This window comes from Candidatus Poriferisodalis sp. (genome assembly GCF_965198245.1).
Lineage (GTDB): Bacteria > Actinomycetota > Acidimicrobiia > Acidimicrobiales > Poriferisodalaceae > Poriferisodalis.
Genome location: NZ_OZ240249.1, coordinates 3,972,496 through 3,987,562, shown reverse-complemented (window position 1 = coordinate 3,987,562; position 15,067 = coordinate 3,972,496). Strand labels below are relative to the sequence as shown.

The window sequence follows — 15,067 nt, the reverse complement described above, 5'->3', positions numbered from 1 at the left end:
GCAAGGGGGGCAGTTCATGGAGATTCACGGGACGTGCAAAGAGGGCTTCGAGGCAGTTCGTGACGCCTTTGAGCAGAACTTCGCCGAAGGTCTTGAAGTCGGTGCAGCGGCGGCCGTGACGGTCGACGGCGAGTCCGTCGTGGACATCTGGGCCGGTGACGCCGGTCCCAACGGCGATCCGTGGGAGAGCGACACGATCGTCAATGTGTACTCCACCACCAAGACCATGGCGGCGACAGCGATGCTGGCGCTCGCCGACCGAGGCGAGTTGGACTTCGACGCTCCCGTATGCCAGTACTGGCCCGAATTTGCCCAGAACGGCAAGGAAGGCGTGCTGGTCCGCCACGTCATGTCGCACACAGCAGGTGTGCCCGGCTTCGTGCCGCCGGCGACAGCTGCCGACCTGTACGACCTCGACGCCATTGCCGAGTGCCTCGCAGCCCAGGAACTCTGGTGGGAGCCGGGCACCAAGTCCGGCTATCACGCTGTCACCCAAGGCAACCTTGAGGGCGAGATCTTGTACCGCATCACCGGCGAGCGCATGGCTGACTGGTTCCGCGACGAGATCGCCGGGCCGCTGGGTGCTGACTTCCACATGAGCCTGCCCGCCTCTGAGGATCACCGGATGGGGGAGTTGCTTCCGCCAGAGGTCCTGTCTGAGGGACTGGAGATCAACGGGGTGAAGGTTGAGCTGGACTCGATCTGCGCACGCACGCTGATGAGCTGCCTGCTTGACGCCACCGAGCCTCGGACTCGGGAGTGGCGTGCGGCCGAGATCCCGGCCGCGGGTGGCATCGGCAATGCCCGCTCCATTGCACGGATCCACTCGATGCTGGCCTGCGGAGGCGAAGTTGACGGGATTCGGATCATGTCCGAGGCGGGGGCGCGTAAGGGCCTCGAGGAGCAGATCGACAACGTCGACGACGTGCTGTACATGCGGTTGCGACACGGCATCGGCTTCGCCCGCGAGCTCGAAGGCTGGGTGAGCAGCCCGAACCCGAACCACATGTTCTGGGGCGGCTGGGGCGGCTCGGTCGCCGTCGTCGATTTCGACGTGCGGGCGTCGGTGTCCTATGTGATGAACAAGATGGACGCCGCCATCACCGGCGACCCCCGCGGCGGCCGCATCGTGGACTCGGCCTTCGCCAGCATCGCGGCCGCCGGCTGATCAGCCCAACGGCCTACAACCTCCAAGAAGACACGGGGAATCGCCATGCGTTTCAGCATCTTCTACGAGCATCAATTGCCGCGCCCGTGGGACGACGGGGCCGAGGCACGGGTGGTCCACGAGGCCCTCGAGCAGGTCCAGCTCGCCGACAAGCTCGGCTTCAGCACAGTGTGGGAGGTGGAGCACCACTTCTTGGAGGAGTACTCGCACTCGTCCGCGCCTGAGGTGTTCCTGGCAGCGTGCGCCGCGACGACGGAGAACATCCACATCGGCCACGGCATCGTGCCGGTGCTGCCGGGCTACAACCACCCCGCCCGGGTTGCGGAGCGCATCGGAACGCTCGACATCATCTCGAATGGTCGGGTCGAGTTCGGCACCGGCGAGACGTCGAGCGACATGGAGCTGCTGGGCTTCGAGATCGAGCGGGCCGACAAGCGCTCGATGTGGGAAGAGGCGGTCCCCGAGATCGCCAAGATGATGTCGCAGACGCCGTACGAAGGGCACACCGGCAAGTTCTTCTCGATGCCGGCCCGCAATGTGGTGCCCAAGCCCACCCAGCGCCCGCACCCGCCCATCTGGGTGGCGTGCAGCCAGCGCGACACGATCCTGATGGCGGGCAGCCGGGGCATCGGGGCGCTGAGCTTCGCGTTCATCAATCCTGAGGAAGCGAAGCAGTGGGTCGCCGACTACTACGCAGCGTTCGAGGCGTGCACCGACCCGGTGGGCCTGGCGCCGAACCCGAACATCGCAGTGACGACGGGCTTCATGTGCCACCCGGACGAGCAGACGGCGCTGGACCGGGGTCTCGACGGCTTCCACTTCTTCGCCTACTCGCTGCTGCACTACTACCAATTCGGCACCCATACGCCAGGCCGCACCGACATCTGGACCGAGTTCGAGCAGAACCGTGCCGAGATGGGCTTCGAGAAGCTGAACGCCCAGGTCGACGAGGCCAGGGCTGACGACGGCACGGGCATCGAGGAGGGCGGGCTCGACTCGCTGCGTGGCTGCATCGGCACGCCCGATCAGATTCGCGACTTCGTGCGCGCCTACGAGGACGCCGGGGTGGACGAGCTGATCTTCGTGAGCCAGGCGGGCCGAAACCGCCACGAGGACATCTGCGAGTCGATGGAGCTGTTCGCCCGGGAAGTCATGCCCGAGTTCGCTGAGCGTGCTCCAGAGCGCGAGGCCAGAAAGCGTGAGCGCTACGCGGAGACCATCGAGCGGCTCCAGAACTTCCACAACATCGACTTGGCCCCGCGCCTGGAGCTGGCAATCCCCGCCAACCCCAGCGTCTAGCCCTCGGAGGCGTTCGTCCGCTGGAGGCGCTTGCGGGCGCGGCCGCGGGCGGTGGCGTCGATGACCGTCTTGCGGACGCGGATGGCGTTCGGAGTGACTTCCACGCATTCGTCGTCGCCGATGAATTCCAGCGCTTGCTCGAGCGACAGGACACGCGGTGGTGTCAAGCGGATGGTGTCGTCGGAGGCAGCGGCGCGGACGTTGGTCTGCTTCTTCTCGCGGCAGATGTTGACGTCCATGTCCTCGGTGCGTGGGTTCTCGCCGATGACCATGCCCTCGTAGACCTCGTCACCGGGTGCCACGAACAGCGACGCCCGCTCTTGCACAGCAGCCACGGCGTAACCGGTGACTGAACCTTTGCGGTCTGCGACGATCGATCCCGAGTGGCGGGTGCGAAGCTCGCCGAGCCAAGGTGTGTAGCCCTCGAACACGTTGGCCATGAGGCCGGTGCCCCGCGTCTCGGTCAGGAATTCAGTGCGGAAGCCGATGAGGCCACGTGCCGCCACGATGTAGTCCAGCCGAACCCATCCGGTGCCGTGGTTGGACATGGCGACCATGTCGGCCTTGCGCTCGCCGAGTAGCTGGGTAACTGCCCCGACGGAACTCTCGGGGATGTCGATGGTGACGCGCTCGGTGGGCTCGTGAAGCGTTCCGTCGATGGTGCGGGTGACTACCTTGGGCTTGCCCACGGTCATCTCGAAACCCTCGCGGCGCATGATCTCCACCAGCACTGCCAACTGAAGCTCGCCTCGCCCCTGGACCTCCCAGGTGTCGGGCCGCTCGGTGTCCAGCACTCGCACCGACACGTTGCCGATCAGCTCGACGTCGAGGCGGTTCTTGATGAGGCGGGCGGTGACCTTGTCGCCCTCGAGTCCTGCCATCGGAGAGGTGTTGATGCCGATCGTGATGGACAGACTCGGCTCGTCCACGGTGATGAGGGGCAACGGCTCGGGGTTGGTCGGATCGGCGAGCGTGTCGCCGATCGTGATGTCCTCGATGCCCGAGATGGCGATGATCTCGCCGGCGCCGGCCTCGTCGGCGTCCACTCGATCGAGGCTTTCGGTGACATACAGCTCGTTGACCTTGGCTGTGGTGGTCGTGCCGTCGGTGCGGCACCACGCCACGCTCTGGCCTCGCTTGATGGTTCCGTGCATGACCCGGCACATCGCGATGCGCCCCACGTAGGGACTTGAGTCGAGGTTGGTGACCCACGCCTGGAGCGAATGCTCGGGGTCGTGCAACGGAGCGGGCACGGTCTCGAGCAGCGTCTCGAACATCGGACGCAGGTCAGTGCCTGGCTGGCCGAGATCGAGCGTTGCTGTGCCCTGGCGGGCGTTGGTGTACACGATCGGGAAGTCGATCTGGTCGTCGGTCGCGTCGAGGTCCAAGAACAGCTCGTACACCTCGTCGACGACGTCAGCAATGCGAGCGTCGGACCGGTCGATCTTGTTGATCACCAGCACGACGGGCAGTAGCAGCTCCAGTGCCTTGCGCAGGACGAAGCGCGTCTGGGGCAGTGGGCCCTCGCTGGAGTCGACCAGCAGCAGGACGCCGTCCACCATCGTCAGGGCGCGCTCCACCTCGCCGCCGAAGTCGGAGTGGCCCGGCGTATCGACGACGTTGATCTTCGTCTTCTCGCCGCTGTCGCGCACGTAGCGCACAGCGGTGTTCTTGGCCAGGATCGTGATGCCCTTTTCGCGTTCGAGGTCCATCGAGTCCATGACCCGCTCGGCAACCGTCTCGTTGGCGCGAAAGGCCCCTGACTGCCACAGCATGGCGTCGACGAGGGTGGTCTTTCCGTGATCGACGTGAGCGATGATGGCCACATTGCGCAGGTCTGCGCGCGCAACGAGATGAGGGGATGCAGCCATGGTGATCCTCGCAAGGAGACGGCGCCGACGCAGCGTTGGGTTGCAAGCTCACCCGAAGTGAGCGGAGTCGAAGGACTCCGGGCGCAGAACGGAGGCCCACCGAATCTGGAGGCTCTGATTCCTGCCGGATTCGAAGGCCTCAGCAGAGCTTGATTCTACGGGCGGGAGCGAACGGCACGTCCGCACGATGCGGACACGTGAGCACTTGCAAACAACGCAACAGAACGATTGCAATCCATGCATTGCGTACGTTGCAATCCATGCACCGACCTGTGGCTGATGGCAGGCCGGCGCTTGTGTGTTCCGAGCGGCTAGATCACGCCGTCCCAGAGGCTGATCTCCGCGGCGGCGGGGCTGTTGGCGACTCGGCATTCGTCGTCGAAGAGCATCGTCGGGCGATTGCTCGCATCCCAGCGCGGCCAGTCGGGCAGGCCGCCGTGGTTGGGATTGCCGTCGGTTGCAAACCGGACCCATGCGTCGTGCGTGGCCGCGATCAGATCGGTCGGCGGGTTATTGCCGACGAAGCCCCGACCCATGTCGTTGTCGGTCTGGTCGAATGCGAACGGCACCTCGATGAAATGGTGCGCGCCCCATTCGCCTTCGCGCTCAGGGTTGTCCCAGTCGAAGCGGTACGTCCACAGGTCCGAGTTGTGCGCGGCTTGGGCGTCGGCCATGCGGATGGCCGGCACGGTGAACATACGGTCGGTCTCGACGGCCGCTGCCAACTCGTGCGGCGCGGCGCCGGGCCGATTCTCGCTGTAGAGCTGCAGAGCCGCATCGCCGTCCTTGCCGGCCATGCCGAAGACTGCTCCCACGGTGGCTTGCACGAGTTCTTCGTTGAACATCTCTTTGAGGTCGACCACGAAGATCAGTGCTTCTTCCTTGGTCGAGCCGACCATGACCGAGACATCTTTCGCCGAGCCGGCAGCGATCGCGTCGATCGGCCGCTGCGGCAATTCCTCGGTGAAGTAGACGGGCTGGAAGGCCATCGGCACCGCCGCTGCCTCGCGGTACTTCTCCGGGTCGCGTGTAGCGCTCAGATCGTCGGTGATCGCGATCTGCGCGGCGAGCAGGTCGTCGTTGCTGACCGCCGCCAGCGCAGCTGTGTCGCCCGGTGTGATGCCGACCGCGTCCAGCACGTAGCTGCCGATGAGCGAGGTTGTGTCGGCGCTGAGGCCGTTGTGGGCGGCGCCGCTCTGGGGGATGGCAGCCCGGAACAGGCCCTTCGCCGCGGGCATCGCCATCAGCGTCGAGCAGCTCATGCCGCCCGCAGACTCGCCGGCAATGGTGACCTTGCCGGGATCGCCGCCGAACGCGCCGATGTTGTCTTGTACCCACTCCAGCGCAGCGATCTGGTCGAGCATGCCGTTGTTGCCGGATTGGGACAGGTCGGGGAAGTGGCTTGCCAGATTCCAGAATCCCTGCACGCCGAGGCGGTAGTTGATCGTCACGCAGACGACGCCATCGCGGGCAAACGCTGCACCGTTGTACACGTCGTCCACGCCGCTGCCGGCGTAGAAGGCGCCGCCGTGGATCCACACCAGCACCGGCATGCCGCCTGCAGTGGGGTCCGGCGTCCAGACGTTCAGCCGCAGGCAGTCGTCACCGGCGGGGTTCGGCGGGGTGCCCAGCTCGCCGAAGATGCCGGGCATCGACTGCTGCAGCGCCACTGGGCCGAAAGCCGAGGCGTCGCGTACGCCGTCCCAGCCGGCTGGCGCGACCGGCGGCCGGAAGCGCAGGTCGCCCACCGGAGGCGCCGCATAGGGAATGCCCTTGTAGGCGTGGACGCCCTGGTCGTCGGCGCCTCCCAGTCGCCCCGAGGTGATCGTTACTTCTGCAGCCATGCCTGCCCCCTGTCGGTTCCCGGCCGATCGCCGGCCGGTTTGTGCTGCCTGGGTCTCGGCGGGCTCACCGGCAACCCTCCCACTGCAGGCAGACCGTCGCCGTGACGCCGTGACGCCGTGGCGGCGATGCTAGGCGCGAGGTGCGCGGAGCCGCTGCGGCCGCCGGATGCTGCCGGCAATCTGCCCCGAACGGCCTGTAGCTCTGGCGCAGAACTAGCGTGCGAGCGCTTATGAATGGACGGTTCGCGGGTGGGCAGTGGCGCCGGGTGCTACTCTATCTCGGCGGACTGATGGGACCGCTCGGCACCTTCGTGATGCTGCCGATGATCCCCGAGCTGCGTTCGACCTTCTCGGTCACGACGGGTCAAATCGGGTGGGCGTTGTGGTGCTACCTCTTGCCGTTCGCGGGACTCTTGCTGGTGTCGGGCACGATTGCCGACCGCTGGGGCCGCGCCCGGATATTGCGCCCTGCCGTTGTGCTGTACGCAGTCGCGACCGCTGCGTGCGCCGCGGCGCCCTCGTACCTGTGGTTTCTGGCGGCCCGCGTCGGCCAAGGCTCGATGAACGCGTTCATCACGCCGCTGCTGCTGGCGACACTGACCGAGACGGCACCAGCGGATCGCGTGGGCCGGATCGTCGGCCGGTACGCAGCATGTCAAGCGCTCGGTCAGCTGGCCGCCCCGGTTGTGGGCGGCTACGGCGCCGACCTGAACTGGCGCTTGGCCTATGTGGCGACGGCAGTCATCGGTGCGGCCATTGCGTTGCTGCTGCCGAGCGTCTCTCACCTCGGCGAATCAGGCTCGCATCAGGCCTCGAGCTCACCGCCTCGCTTGCGTTCCCTGATTCGCCGCCCGACGCTCTTGCTAGCGGTCACAGCGCTACTGAGTGCTCTTGGGCCCGTCGGGGCAAGGGTCCTGGTCGGTTTGAGTGGCCGGGATGTCATCGGATTGACGGGTTCACAGGTCGGCTGGCTCTTGTTCGGCGGAGGATTGGCCGGCATGTTGGCGGCTCCATCGTGGGGGATCATGCTTGACCGTTTGGGCGGGAGACAAGCGGCCACCATCGCGATCGCCGTCTGCTCGGGGCTCGTGGCGCTGCTCCCCGCCGCACAGTCGACATGGTCGCTGGCGATCTTGTGGTTCGTCACCGGCGCCGCGACGCAGTCCGTGGTAGTCAGCTTCCAATCGCTCGCCTCGGTTGCTGCGCCCGACAACCGTGCCGGCGCGCTGTCGTTCACCCTGTCGCTTCGATTCGGGGGTCACGCGCTGGGCGCGATCATCTGGCTTCCCGTCTTCGCGATCAGTCCGACCACGGCCTATCTCGCCTCCGCCGCGGTCGGCGGATTGGCCATCGTCGCCGTACTCGCCAGCGGGCTCGACACACGGAGTGCTTGAGCGTCGCCCCGACCGTCGGAGCCGGCCGTCGGCGGCTCCCGCCTCGGCCGTTCGACGCCGATGCCTCAGACCAGGTCGACCCAGAGGTAGGCGAATTCTTCGCCCCGTGGCTCGACCGAGATGTGCACCTGCCGGCCGAGGCTGGCCTCGCCCGGCTGCACGTCGCGCAACGAACCGACCACGCGGGGGCCCTCGTCGAGCTCCACGACTGCGGTGATGTACGGCAGCTCGTCGACCCAGCCGCGATCGACGGTGAAGTGGTTGACGGCCATGGAGTAGATGCGCCCGCTGCCGCTCACCGGAGCGAAGTCGTAGTTGCGGCTGTGGCACGACGGGCAGTACCAGCGCTGCGGGTGGCGGAACTGCCCGCAGTCCGAGCATCGCTGGATGCACAGCAGTCCCGCTTCCAGACACGCCAAGTGGAATTCGAGGTTCAACCCCTCGGGCTGGGGGATGTACTTGCGGGCCGGCTTGGCCGGGCTCATCGGGTCGGGCTCATCGGGTCGGGCTCATCGGGTCGGGTCCTCAGCCCCGGGCCAGCACGGCGATGCTGCCGTCGCCCAGATCGCCGTAACCGGTCACCAGCCCCACTTCGGCGCCAGGCACTTGGGCGTCGCCGGCCTCGTGGCGCAGCTGTCGGGCCGCTTCCACGACGTGGTTGAGGCCCCATGCGTGACCCTGGGACAGCAGGCCGCCATGGGTGTTCATCGGGTAGCGGCCGCCGAGCGAGATGTTCCCGTCGGCCACGAATTCCTTTGCACCGCCCTTCGGGCACATGCCGATGGCCTCAAGCTCCATCAGCACGACGTAGGTGAAGCAGTCGTAGATCTGCAGGAAGTCCATGTCGGACGGCTGCACGCCCGCCATCGCGAACGCCCGGGGAGCTGCGGAGTCGAGGCCCAAGCGGAGCATGTCGGGCCGATTGGTGATCTCGTCGGCGGGGTAGGGGTGCCCCTCGGCACCGCCCAGCCACAGCACCGGCGTATGGCGCAGGTCTTTCGCCCGCTCAGGCGAGGTCAGCACCACGGCGGCTGCGCAGTCGGTCTCCAGGCAGCAGTCGAACTTGCGCATCGGCTCGGTGATCAGCGGTGAGGCCAGGTAGTCCTCCATGGTCATCGGCCGACCGCCCATGAGGGCCTTGTCGTTGAGGTGTGCGTGTTCGCGGCAGGTCAATGCCACCTGAGCGGCATCGGTCGGCTCGACGTCGTAGATGTCCACATAGCGCTGGATGTACATCGAGTACCACTGCACAGCCGAACGCACGCCGTAGGGCGCATAGAAGTTACGGCTCACGTCCACGAACGGTCCCGGTTCCAAGCGTCGCTTGGTCGGACGGGTCTCGGGCCGGGGCCGCATAGCCGAGTAGCCGTTCCAGCCCATGGTGATCACGACGTTGGTGGCAACGCCCGCGGCGATGGCCATCGTGGCCGACTGCAGCGCTGCGACCGGGCTGGCGCCGCCCATGTGCACCGTGACGGCGTAGCGAATGTCACGAGCGCCGAGGTTGGCGGCGATCTCCTCGGACGAGATGAACCCCGGGGGCGGCAGGATGCCGTCGATCTCGCTGGGATCGAGTCCGGCATCGGCGATGGCGGCCATCGTCGCTTCCAGCACCAGTTCGGGCACGCTCAGCGAGGTGCCACGCATGTAGTCGGTCTCGGCAACCCCGACGATGGCAGCAGCTCCAGAGATGTCCACGATTCACCTCAAGTCAGGAACGGTCAGATGCACAAGCGCCGCGAGGGGCCCGCTATCAGCACCTCAGGATCCATAGCCCAGGATCCCCAGCCCAGGATCGGCAGCTCAGGATCGGCAGCTCAGGTTCAGCCGACTCCGACCGCCGTGCGCTCGGTTGCGAACGACACGCCTTCGTAGTCATGGTCGGCGATCTCGTCGATGCGGCGCTTGTACTTCGGCGCGCCGCCGTTGTACACGAGGTAGCGAATGGTGCCCTTCTCGTGTCCGTCCACATTCGAGTTGTAGCCCGTGAACCAGCCCTGGGCCTTGCGCATCAGCATCATGCTGTACATCTCGACGACGTGGTTGGTCCAATCCCGCTCGGCGTCTTCGTTGGCCTCGAAGCGGGTGTAGCCGTTTTCCCAGATGTGGTCGAGCATCCCGGTCACCCAGTCGACGCCGATCTCGATGCCCCGCGGGTAGTTGGTGGATGCTGAGCCACTCTGCGGCCCGGCGATGGTCAGCAGGTTGGGGAATCCGTTGACCATCAGACCGATGTAGGTGACGGGCCCGTCCCCCCACTTGTCCCGCAGCTTCAGGCCGCCGCTGCCTTGGAAGTCGATGCGGTCGAAGGCGCCGGTGATGGCGTCGAAACCCGTGGCGTAGACGATGAGATCGAACTCATAGTGCTGATCGGTCGTCTGGACGCCGGTCGGGGTGATCTTCGTGATCGGCGTCTCCTGCAGATCCACCAAGTCCACGTTGGGCCGGTTGTACGTCTCGTAGTAGAGCGTCTCGAGCGGGACCCGCTGCACGCCGAAGCCGTGGTCTTTGGGGACGAGCTTCTCGGCGATGACCGGATCGTCGACCCGCTCGCGGATCTTGTCGCCAATGAACGCCGACAGCTCCGCGTTGGCCTCTTCGTCGAAGAAGATCTCGCGGAAGTTGGCCATCCAGATGCCGAATCCCGGCTCCCCGTACAGCTTCTCCCACATCGCCCGGCGCTCTTCGGGCGGCACGTTCCAGAAACCGCGACGGTCTGGCTCGTGCTCGAAACCGCCAGGGGTGCGGGCGCACTTGTCGAAGATCTCGTCGTAGCGGGCTCGGATGCCCGCCATCTCGGAATCGGAGATCTCGCTGTTGTGCAGCGGTGCACACCAGTTCGGCCGCCGCTGGAAGACCGTCAGGTGCTCGGCCTGCTCGCCGATGGCGGCGATGGCCTGCACCCCCGTGGCGCCGGTGCCGATGACCGCGACTCGCTTGCCCTCGATCTCGACCGGTTCGGCCGGCCAGTGGTAGGTGTGGAACGACGGGCCCCCGAACACATCAGTGCCGTCGGCGTTGACGCCTTCGATGCGGGGATAGGTCGGCGCGGACAGCAGGCCCAGTGCGGTGAGCAGGAAGCGGGAGGACAGGTCGCGACCGTCGGCAAGGTGCAGCCGCCACATATTGTGGGTGTCGTCGAAGTGCGCCCATTCCACAGTGCAGTCGAACTGCATGTACTTGCGCAGGTCGAACTTGTCGGCGACGTAGTTCAGGTAGCGCAGGTTCTCGGACTGGCCCGAGAAGCGCTCTTGCCAGTGCCACTCGTCGAGCAGCTCGTCGGAGAACGAGTAGCCGTAGGTGTAGCTCTCGGAGTCGAAGCGGCAGCCGGGGTAGCGGTTCCAGAACCACGTGCCGCCCAGGTCGCTGCCCATCTCGAGCACGGTCGCATGGACACCGCGTTCGGCGAGCCGGTACATCTGGTAGATGCCGGCAACGCCTGCACCGATGATGATGACCTCGTAGTCGGGCTCGTCGCTGGTGCTGCCGTTCGTCGTGCCGTTGGTCGTTGCTGCTGCCATGTCTGGATTCCCCCCGGTGAAATCGCTCGGCGCGTCGCCGTATCGGACGACTTGAAAGCGGCGAAGCCGTCCCGGCCCGCTCGAATGCGCTCGATTGATCTGCCTCCCCACAATAGTCGAACGGGCCTTAGGAAATTTTCAGACGGCACGGCGTCGGCGGGCCGGCCAGCCCGAGCTTGCCGGCTTGGCCCTAATCTCCGGCCATGGTTCAGCCACTCCGATTCGGTGTCGTTCACGATCTTCGCAGCCCGCCCGGCAGCGAGGTGTCGTTGCAGGAGATGTACGCACAGGCGCTCGACCAGATCGAGATGGCCGACGAGCTGGGCTTCGATCTGGCGTGGTTCACCGAGCATCACTTCCTCGACGATGGCCACCTGCCGAACTTCGTGCCGGTAGCGGGCGCTGTTGCCGCTCGCACGTCGAGAATTCGCATGTCGACCGACATCCTGCTGGCACCGTTCGCCCATCCGATCCGGCTCGCCGAAGACTTGGCGATTCTCGACAACATCTCCAATGGGCGCATCGAGCTGGGCATCGGCATGGGCTACGCGGCCCACGAGTTCCGCGGTTTCGGGATCCCGCAGTCCCGCCGGGTGTCGCTGACCGAGGAGCTGGTACAGATCCTGCGGCTGGCGTGGAAGGGCGAGCCGTTCAGCTTCCATGGGAAGCGCTACCAGTTCGACGACCTGCTGGTGACCCCCGCACCGGTGCAGCCCGGCGGACCGCCGCTGTGGATTGCCGGCATGAGTACCAATGCGGCCGTCCGGGCCGCTCGCTTCGACACGCATCTGCTGCCCCAGGGCGCACCCGAGGTGGTGATGGATCCGTGGAAGGCGGAGCTGCGGTCGACCGGACGTGACCCCGACGACTACCGCGTGGGCATCATCCGCTCGGTCTTCGTGACCGACGACGCCGAGCGTGAGTGGAACCCGATCAAGCCAGCGGAGCGTTACCGGCTCGGGGTGTACGCCAAGTTCTTCGCCGAGACGCCCGACACGTTCACTGCGTTTGATCTGACGAAGGGTGCGATTCCTCAGAATTGGATTGTCGGCGACGAGGACTATTGCGTCGCCGAACTGGTCGACTTCATCACGCGCTACGGACTTACCGACGTGTGCACCTGGGGTGCCTCGCCCGGCATGGCCCCGTCGCTGTTCAACTCGTCGCTCGAACGGCTCGCTCGCAATGTCATCCCGCGGGTGCGCGCCGCCGTCGAGGGCGGGGGCGATTGATCGCTATCGCCGGACTCTCCGTAGCCGGCGTCCGAGCTGGGTCACCGGCCAGACGCAGCGGTCAACGGCTGGCGTGATCGACCAGCCAGCGGAAGCAGGGGTCGGCCAGCGCTCCGGTCATCAGCTCGGGATGCCATTGCACGGCGATGATCGGGAACTCGGCGTGCTCCATGCCTTCGATGATCCCGTCGGGGGAGTGAGCGGTGGCGACGTAGCCGTCTCCGAGCTGGTCGGCGGCTTGGTGGTGCAGTGAGTTCACGGCGACCTCCGGCCCGTACAGGCGCCGCAATTCGCTGCCTTCGGTGGTGGTCACGACATGCGGCGTGGCGTCGGGAGGTCCGTCCACGAACGCGTGAGCAGGCAGGTCCGGGTGCAAGGTGCCGCCGGCCGCGACCGTGAGGAGTTGGATGCCGCGGCAGATGCCCAGCACCGGCACGTCGGCGGTCACGGCGGCGTCGAGCAACTCAAGCTCGAAGGCGTCGCGCAGCGGAATCTGACCGTCTGGCACGACGGCGTCGTCCGGCGTGTCGAAGGCGCTCACGGCGCTGGCACCGGACCCGTCTCCAGCTTCGGTGACCAGCCGGTCGGCGTACAGGCTCGCGGCCACGTCTTCGCCGCCGGTGAGCAGTACTCCGTCGAGTCGGGGGGCAATGTCTGTGGGGTCAGCGTCGAGCGGCAGGTAGACCGCAATGCCGCCAGCGGCGTTCACGGCCTGGGCGTAGTGGGCGATGTACAGGTCGACGTCGACATCGGTGAACACCGGCGGGAAGCCACCGATTCGTGATCCTTTGCGTCGGCGTCCGACGAGCCCGATCAGCGGTTTCGGCACTCGTCCACCCTAGATGGGTCGTTTCAAGACCCCCTCCGCCACACCATTCGCGGGCACGCGCAAGTACGGTCAAGCCCATGGTGGTGCGTTGCCCGAGCTGCCACGGCGGGCTGGGCCGGGAGCGAGGTCGGGAGGCGTTCGCAAGTGCCGACTGAACGCGAAGAACCGGTGGTGGTCGTGCCGCTGGAGCCGGCTGACGGCGGGTCGTCGACCATCGAGATCGAGCAGGGCTCTGATGGGCCGCGAAAGCGCTGGTGGCTGGTAGCGACGATCGCCGCCGCTCTGCTCGTCGCCGCTGTTGCTGTCAATTCGCAGCTTGGAACAAGCCGGGGCGCTGACGATGCCGAGACGGCAGAAGCGGTGGATGGCGCAAGCGCGGACGGATCGTTGCCCGATGATCCAGCGGCACCGGAGGCGACGACCTCCGAATCGGAGACACCGGCGCCGCCGGAGCCGGACATTTCAGGCGACGAGCGCGCAGGTGTGGGCGACGAAACCGGTGCGGAGCCGTCGCGGGCTTTCGGTGAACCAGAGCACCCGGTCTCGGGAGTGGAGCCGTACATCCCCAGCCGAATCCGGTCCGATGAGCCTGGTCCGCCTGCGGAATTCTGTGCTGGCAGCTTTTCGGCGACCCGATTCCAGCTTTCGCTGCGGTTCGCCAGCACGAAACCGGAGGGCGTTGACTACCTGTCGTGGGCGCCGGACTGCCGGAGAATGGTGTTCCGGGTTGGGAGCACGCTGTGGGTGGCGGATGCCGATGGCACGAGCGATCTACCGTTTCTCACCGCTCAGCATGGTCTGAGCGCGCCTGCGTGGTCACCCAGTGGCCGGTGGATCGCTTTCTCGCAGGGAGCGATTGTCGACGGGGAGCGGGCGAGTCACATCTACATCGTTCAGTCCGATGCGCTGGGTCTCACGCAGATCACGGACGGTGTGGTCTTGGACCAAGACCCAGCCTGGTCTCCCGACGGGACGCGGATCGCGTTCTCGCGCCGAGCACGGGCCAGCGAAGAGTCAGCCACGGGCCAATTCGACCAGTACATCGTGGTGGTGGAGCTCAACACCGGCAGCGAGCAAGTGCTGACTGCAGGCGGTGAGCACGAGTCCGCACCGTCTTGGTCTCCTGATGGCGAATCGGTCAGCTATCGCTCGGGCGGCTCGCTGATGCAGTTGCGACTCAATGACGCCGTCGAGTTCGAGCGGCTCGCAGGCATAGTGGGGCGCGGTGCATCGTGGTCGCCGAATGGTTCGCGAGTCGCAGCATTCCGGGACTGGTTCGACGGCAGAGCGACGATCGTGGTCAGTGACCTGCCGGGGCTGTATCCCGGGGATCAGCATGTGATTGCTGTGGAGGGTCTCGAGCAGGCTTCGCCCACCGTGGTGCCGACGCTGCGGTGGAGCGCTGACGGCCAGCGCCTGCTTTTCCACAGCTCCGACACGCCTGTCAGCCACTGGGCGCACTCGATCGTGGTTCCAAGACCAGCCCGCTCGGCGGAGTACTGGGCGATGCTGGATGTCGCCGAGGGGGTCGTGCGGGAGGCCGGGTACGAGGTAGTCGCCGTTCAGCATTCAGTTGCGGTCGAAGCAGAGTTCTCGGTTCGGGGTCGGGCCGGCGAGACGACGATCGAGGCCTGGATCGCATTCGGGCGCAGCGAGCCGCGCCGCTTCTTTGAGGTCATCGAGAACCCGCATTCGGAATTGCCCGGCATCCGCCGCAGTCCCGAACGGATCGGCGTGTGGTTCGAGTGCGAGGGGGTGTACGGCGAGGTACTCGCCTTCTCGCAGGCTGCCGCCGATGCTCTCGCTGCAGACCTGATGCCAGCCGCGTGCCCTGCCAACTAGCTCATACTCAAGTGCAGGTAGTTGCTCACTCGCCCATTCGTGTTGCACCGCGCCGGTATGGTCGCGC

11 protein-coding genes are annotated in these 15,067 nt (G+C 66.3%); 5 read left to right on the top strand and 6 right to left on the bottom strand.

Going from position 1 to position 15,067, the window contains the following annotated elements; all coding sequences use genetic code 11:
• The first annotated feature begins 16 nt into the window (after positions 1-16).
• Both ACOCMM_RS17705 and ACOCMM_RS17700 read left to right on the top strand, forming a co-directional pair.
• On the top strand, positions 17-1,168 hold the full coding sequence (locus ACOCMM_RS17705; protein WP_419554451.1) for a serine hydrolase domain-containing protein: 1,152 nt from the start codon (positions 17-19) through the stop codon (positions 1,166-1,168).
• A gap of 45 nt (positions 1,169-1,213) precedes the next feature.
• A complete protein-coding gene (locus ACOCMM_RS17700; protein WP_419554450.1) occupies positions 1,214-2,467 on the top strand; it encodes an LLM class flavin-dependent oxidoreductase in 1,254 nt (417 codons plus the stop codon).
• Here the strand turns inward: ACOCMM_RS17700 and typA are convergent.
• On the bottom strand, positions 2,464-4,338 hold the full coding sequence (gene typA / locus ACOCMM_RS17695; RefSeq protein WP_419554449.1) for a translational GTPase TypA: 1,875 nt from the start codon (positions 4,336-4,338) through the stop codon (positions 2,464-2,466). The two genes, ACOCMM_RS17700 and typA, sit on opposite strands and share 4 nt — an antisense overlap.
• A gap of 311 nt (positions 4,339-4,649) precedes the next feature.
• The gene (locus ACOCMM_RS17690; RefSeq protein WP_419554448.1) at positions 4,650-6,182 is read right to left on the bottom strand and encodes a carboxylesterase/lipase family protein; all 1,533 of its coding nucleotides are present in this window, start codon (positions 6,180-6,182) and stop codon (positions 4,650-4,652) included.
• A gap of 230 nt (positions 6,183-6,412) precedes the next feature.
• Between ACOCMM_RS17690 and ACOCMM_RS17685 the strand changes: the two genes are divergently transcribed.
• Positions 6,413-7,576, top strand: a complete 1,164-nt coding sequence (locus ACOCMM_RS17685) for an MFS transporter (protein ID WP_419554447.1) — start codon at positions 6,413-6,415, stop codon at positions 7,574-7,576.
• A gap of 65 nt (positions 7,577-7,641) precedes the next feature.
• Here ACOCMM_RS17685 and ACOCMM_RS17680 read toward each other — a convergent pair whose 3' ends face one another.
• The 3 genes from ACOCMM_RS17680 to ACOCMM_RS17670 all read right to left on the bottom strand — a co-directional run bounded on the left by ACOCMM_RS17680 (position 7,642) and on the right by ACOCMM_RS17670 (position 11,097).
• Positions 7,642-8,061: a Zn-ribbon domain-containing OB-fold protein gene (locus ACOCMM_RS17680; protein WP_419554446.1), complete on the bottom strand. Its 420-nt coding sequence runs from the start codon at positions 8,059-8,061 to the stop codon at positions 7,642-7,644.
• A gap of 40 nt (positions 8,062-8,101) precedes the next feature.
• Positions 8,102-9,274, bottom strand: coding sequence for a thiolase C-terminal domain-containing protein (locus tag ACOCMM_RS17675; RefSeq protein ID WP_419554445.1), 1,173 nt, complete (start codon positions 9,272-9,274; stop codon positions 8,102-8,104).
• A 125-nt stretch (positions 9,275-9,399) separates the two neighbouring features.
• Positions 9,400-11,097 carry a flavin-containing monooxygenase gene (locus ACOCMM_RS17670; RefSeq protein WP_419554444.1) on the bottom strand — a complete coding sequence of 566 codons (1,698 nt, stop codon included), beginning with the start codon at positions 11,095-11,097 and terminating at the stop codon, positions 9,400-9,402.
• A 203-nt stretch (positions 11,098-11,300) separates the two neighbouring features.
• On the opposite strand from ACOCMM_RS17670, the gene ACOCMM_RS17665 reads away from it, so the two are divergent.
• Positions 11,301-12,329, top strand: coding sequence for an LLM class flavin-dependent oxidoreductase (locus ACOCMM_RS17665; RefSeq protein WP_419554443.1), 1,029 nt, complete (start codon positions 11,301-11,303; stop codon positions 12,327-12,329).
• 61 nt (positions 12,330-12,390) lie between these two features.
• Here ACOCMM_RS17665 and ACOCMM_RS17660 read toward each other — a convergent pair whose 3' ends face one another.
• Positions 12,391-13,158, bottom strand: coding sequence for a gamma-glutamyl-gamma-aminobutyrate hydrolase family protein (locus ACOCMM_RS17660; RefSeq protein ID WP_419554442.1), 768 nt, complete (start codon positions 13,156-13,158; stop codon positions 12,391-12,393).
• A 144-nt stretch (positions 13,159-13,302) separates the two neighbouring features.
• Here ACOCMM_RS17660 and ACOCMM_RS17655 point away from each other — a divergent pair, with 144 nt between their 5' ends.
• Positions 13,303-15,000, top strand: a complete 1,698-nt coding sequence (locus ACOCMM_RS17655) for a hypothetical protein (RefSeq protein WP_419554441.1) — start codon at positions 13,303-13,305, stop codon at positions 14,998-15,000.
• Positions 15,001-15,067 lie beyond the last annotated feature (67 nt).

Excerpts from the sequence above, each read along its gene's own strand:
- ACOCMM_RS17705 (WP_419554451.1), top strand. The coding sequence starts at position 17 with ATGGAGATTCACGGGACGTGCAAAGAGGGCTTCGAGGCAGTTCGTGAC.
- ACOCMM_RS17700 (WP_419554450.1), top strand. The coding sequence starts at position 1,214 with ATGCGTTTCAGCATCTTCTACGAGCATCAATTGCCGCGCCCGTGGGAC.
- typA (WP_419554449.1), bottom strand. The coding sequence starts at position 4,338 with ATGGCTGCATCCCCTCATCTCGTTGCGCGCGCAGACCTGCGCAATGTG.
- ACOCMM_RS17690 (WP_419554448.1), bottom strand. The coding sequence starts at position 6,182 with ATGGCTGCAGAAGTAACGATCACCTCGGGGCGACTGGGAGGCGCCGAC.
- ACOCMM_RS17685 (WP_419554447.1), top strand. The coding sequence starts at position 6,413 with ATGAATGGACGGTTCGCGGGTGGGCAGTGGCGCCGGGTGCTACTCTAT.
- ACOCMM_RS17680 (WP_419554446.1), bottom strand. The coding sequence starts at position 8,061 with ATGAGCCCGGCCAAGCCGGCCCGCAAGTACATCCCCCAGCCCGAGGGG.
- ACOCMM_RS17670 (WP_419554444.1), bottom strand. The coding sequence starts at position 11,097 with ATGGCAGCAGCAACGACCAACGGCACGACGAACGGCAGCACCAGCGAC.
- ACOCMM_RS17665 (WP_419554443.1), top strand. The coding sequence starts at position 11,301 with ATGGTTCAGCCACTCCGATTCGGTGTCGTTCACGATCTTCGCAGCCCG.